This is a genomic window from Pararhodobacter sp., from assembly GCF_034676075.1.
Lineage (GTDB): Bacteria > Pseudomonadota > Alphaproteobacteria > Rhodobacterales > Rhodobacteraceae > Pararhodobacter.
In genome coordinates this window covers 1-3,081 of record NZ_JAUCCQ010000217.1, presented here as the reverse complement: position 1 = coordinate 3,081, position 3,081 = coordinate 1, and the positions used below count along the sequence as shown (strand labels likewise).

Sequence of the window (3,081 nt, the reverse complement as noted above, 5' to 3'; positions counted from 1 at the left end):
GCGTCCGCATCGCCTGCAGCGCGGCGATGTCGCGATAGACCGTGCGCACCGAGACTTCGAGCCGCGCGGCCAGGTCTTCGGCGCGCAACGGACCCCGGGCGGCGCGAAAGATCTGGATGGTCTCGAAGAGACGGTTCGACTTTTTCATGGGCGGCCGGGGTCTGAGGGGGCTCCTGCCATTATAGGCCCCCCTCCTGACAACACCATGTCAGGAGCGATCCGCGATTGTTCCCGGGCCGATACAGGAGGTCCTCGCATGAGCTGGTACGACCACGCAACCCTTCTCGCCCTGCGTCTGGGTCCCTGGGAGGATGCCGGGAGGCGTTCGCTGGCGGGGCGGGAGGTCGAGGCCGCCTGGATTGCCGAGCGGCAGGCGGCCGTAGCGGAGGGTTCCGGGGAACGGCGGGCGACGCTGCCGATGCTGCTCGCCCGCCTGCGACTGAGGCGGCGTGGCGATTGAGGGCCCAGGGCCACCCCACGCGACAGCCCTACCAAAACCCTAACGGAATCCAGTAACCGATTGGAATTACTGACCCCGGCAGGCTGTCCCACGCATGGGACACCCCTCCGTCAGGCTTTCAGCAGCCGCAGGGCCTCGCCCAGGTCGAGCTTGCCGTCATAGAGCGCCCGGCCCGAGATCACCCCGTTCAGCGGCGCCCCCGTCTCCTTCAGCGCGGTGAGATCCGCGAGCGAGGAGACCCCGCCCGAGGCGATCACCGGGATCGAGGTTGCCCAGGCGAGTTCCGCCGTCGCCGCCACGTTCGGCCCCTGCATCGCCCCGTCGCGGTCGATGTCGGTGTAGATGATCGCGGCCACGCCCGCATCCTCGAAGGCCAGCGCCAGTTCGGTGACCTTCATGTCGGTCTCCTCGGCCCAGCCCTTGGTCGCGACCAGCCCCTTGCGGGCGTCGATCCCGACCGCGACCTGCCCCGGGAAGGCCCGCGCCGCCTGCCGGACCAGATCGGGGTTCTCGACCGCGACGGTGCCCAGGATGACCCGCGCCAGACCCTTCTCCAGCCAGGCCTCGATGGTCGCCATGTCGCGGATGCCGCCGCCCAGCTGGCAGGGCACCGAAACCGCCTGCAGGATCCCCTCGACCGCCGCGGCATTGACCGGCTTGCCGGCGAAGGCGCCGTTCAGGTCCACGAGGTGGATCCACTCCGCCCCCTGCGCCTGAAAGGCCAGCGCCTGCGCCGCCGGATCGTCGCTGAAGACCGTCGCCTTCTCCATCTCGCCCTTGTAGAGCCGCACGCATTGCCCGTCTTTCAGGTCGATGGCGGGATAGAGGATCATGACCAACTCCGAATTTGCCTGCGCGGGTTTACCCAAGCCCGCTCCCGGATGCAAACCCCGTCTCACCCTGCGCTGTTGCTTGACCGTATAGTCAAAAATCGTTATATATCAAGGCTCAAGGTCGTTTTCGCTTGCCTTGCGCCCGGCATCCTCCTACACCCGCCCGCTCATCGCAGGGGCACAGGGGAGAAGTGACCATGACGGGACGGAGCGGCTTTGCCGCATGGCTGGGGGCGCTGGCGGTGCTGGTGTTCCTCGGGGCGGCGGTCCCCTACGGGCCGCTGGCGGGCAGTATCGGCTGGAGCATCGCGCTCTTCTGGGGTGGCTTCGGGCTGGCTGTCATCGTGTTGATCGCGCTGGGCGCGGCCGGATGGAGGGACCGCTGATGCTTTCCCCTGCCCTGATCTGGAGCGCCATCGCCGGTTTCGCCGCCTTCGGCCTCCTCATCGCCTGGCGCGCCACCCGCGAGAACGCGGGCACCGCCGAAGATTACTACCTCGGCAACCGCCGCTTCGGCGGCATGGTGGCGGGCCTTTCCTATGCGGCCACCACCTATTCGGCCTTCATGCTGGTGGTGCTCACCGGCCTTACCTACCGCGGCGGCATCGGCGCGCTGGGCTTCGAGCTGATCTATTTCGCGGGCCTCGGCCTCTTGGTGATCTTTGCCCCGCGCTTCTGGCTGGCGGCGAAGCGCTGGGGCTTCATCTCCCCGGCCGAGATGCTGGGCGCGCGCTATGGCTCGCGCTGGGTCGCCCGGGCGGCGGCGCTGGTCGCGCTGGTGTTCCTGATGCCCTATTGCACGACGCAGATGGCGGGCATCGGCCTGCTGCTGTCGGGCGTCACCGGGGGCGAGATCACGCTGACCCAGGCGGTGGCGACCGGCGCGCTGCTGGCCGCGCTCTGGACGCTTTTCGCGGGCATCCGCTCGGTCGCCTGGACCGATGCGGTGCAGGCGGTGGTGATGATGGGCTCGGCCGTGCTGGCCATCCTCTTCGCCGTGGCGGCGCTGGGGGGCTGGGGCGCCTTCGCCCAGGCCACGCTCGAGACGCAGGGCAGCCACCTCTCGGTCCCCGGCCCGGGGCTCTGGAGCCTCGGCACCTTCACCGCGTTGTCGCTGCCCTGGTTCTTCTTCGCCATCTCGAACCCGCAGGTCAGCCAGCGGCTCTTCATTCTGAAGGACATGGCGGCGATGCGGCGGATGATCATCTGGGTGATGGGCTTCGGCCTCGCCTTCACGCTGATCGCCGTGATCTGGGGCTTTGCCGCGCTGCAACTGGCCCCGGGGCTGGAGAATACCGCAACGGCGACCCCCGCCCTCCTGACGTCGGGCGCGATCCCGGCGCCGGTGGCGGTGCTGCTGATCCTCGGCATCCTCGCCGCGGCGGTCTCGACCCTCGATTCCATCGCCCTGACGCTGGCGGCGATGGTGGCGCGGGACGTGATGACCGACGCCCAGCCGCGGGCGCAGATCCTGACGGGCCGGGTGGTGGTGATCCTGGTGATCCTGTTCGCCAGCCTCTTCGCCGTGCAGAAGGCGACCGTGGTCGACCAGCTCGCCGCCCTCTCGGCTGCCGGGCTGATGGTCACCGTCCCCGCCACCATCGGCGCCTTCTTCTGGCGCCGGGCGACGGCGGCGGGGGCGCTGGCCTCGATCCTCGGCGGCGCCGGGCTGGCGGTCTGGATGGCGATGGTGCAGGGGGTCAGCGTGTTCAACCCGGTGCTGGCGCTCAGCGTCGGCGGGTTGAGCGTGGGGCTGTTCCTGATCGTCTCGCTCCTCACCCGCCCGCA

At 69.4% G+C, this 3,081-nt stretch carries 5 protein-coding genes; 3 read left to right on the top strand and 2 right to left on the bottom strand.

The window, feature by feature from the left end:
• Positions 1-148: HTH domain-containing protein (locus VDQ18_RS23355; RefSeq protein WP_323023251.1), on the bottom strand; the 148-nt coding region annotated here is incomplete at its 3' end.
• Positions 149-256: 108 nt separating this feature from the next.
• Here VDQ18_RS23355 and VDQ18_RS23350 point away from each other — a divergent pair.
• Positions 257-460, top strand: a complete 204-nt coding sequence (locus VDQ18_RS23350) for a hypothetical protein (protein WP_323023250.1) — start codon at positions 257-259, stop codon at positions 458-460.
• A 110-nt stretch (positions 461-570) separates the two neighbouring features.
• Here the strand turns inward: VDQ18_RS23350 and hisA are convergent, their stop codons facing one another.
• Positions 571-1,293 carry a 1-(5-phosphoribosyl)-5-[(5-phosphoribosylamino)methylideneamino]imidazole-4-carboxamide isomerase gene (gene hisA / locus VDQ18_RS23345; RefSeq protein WP_323023249.1) on the bottom strand — a complete coding sequence of 241 codons (723 nt, stop codon included), beginning with the start codon at positions 1,291-1,293 and terminating at the stop codon, positions 571-573.
• A gap of 197 nt (positions 1,294-1,490) precedes the next feature.
• On the opposite strand from hisA, the gene VDQ18_RS23340 reads away from it, so the two are divergent.
• Both VDQ18_RS23340 and VDQ18_RS23335 read left to right on the top strand, forming a co-directional pair.
• A complete protein-coding gene (locus VDQ18_RS23340; RefSeq protein ID WP_107754531.1) occupies positions 1,491-1,679 on the top strand; it encodes a hypothetical protein in 189 nt (62 codons plus the stop codon).
• Positions 1,679-3,081 (top strand): sodium:solute symporter family protein (locus tag VDQ18_RS23335; protein ID WP_323023248.1); only part of this gene is annotated, 1,403 nt, incomplete at its 3' end. The genes VDQ18_RS23340 and VDQ18_RS23335, both read left to right, overlap by 1 nt.